The 276-nt window shown below is 62.3% G+C and carries 1 protein-coding gene; it reads left to right on the top strand.

All coding sequences use genetic code 11. The annotated features are described in order from the left end of the window. Positions 1-20: 20 nt before the first annotated feature. Positions 21-276, top strand: a 256-nt coding sequence (locus tag AAEY83_RS14625) for a metallophosphoesterase (protein ID WP_351059996.1), incomplete at its 3' end; no start/stop codon positions are given.

The raw sequence follows: 276 nt of genomic DNA, 5'->3' as shown, positions 1-276 counted from the left end.
GTACCCGGAGCCCTGCACTGATGACGACTTACGCCGTCGGTGACCTGCAAGGCTGCCTCGAACCGCTCAAGTGCCTGCTCAAGCAAGTTGCCTTCGACCCGGTGCTGGATCGGCTATGGCTGGTCGGCGATCTGGTCAACCGCGGCCCGCAGTCGCTGGAAACCCTGCGCTTTCTCTACGAGATGCGCGAGTCGCTGGTCTGTGTGCTCGGCAATCACGACCTGCACCTGCTGGCCGCCGCGAAGAAGATCGAGCGCTTGAAGAAAAGCGACACAC

The organism is Psychrobacter sp. TB20-MNA-CIBAN-0197 (assembly GCF_040309765.1).
Lineage (GTDB): Bacteria > Pseudomonadota > Gammaproteobacteria > Pseudomonadales > Moraxellaceae > Psychrobacter > Psychrobacter submarinus.
The sequence above is the reverse complement of the archived record's forward strand: the minus strand, read 5'-3'. Positions and strand labels throughout refer to the sequence as shown.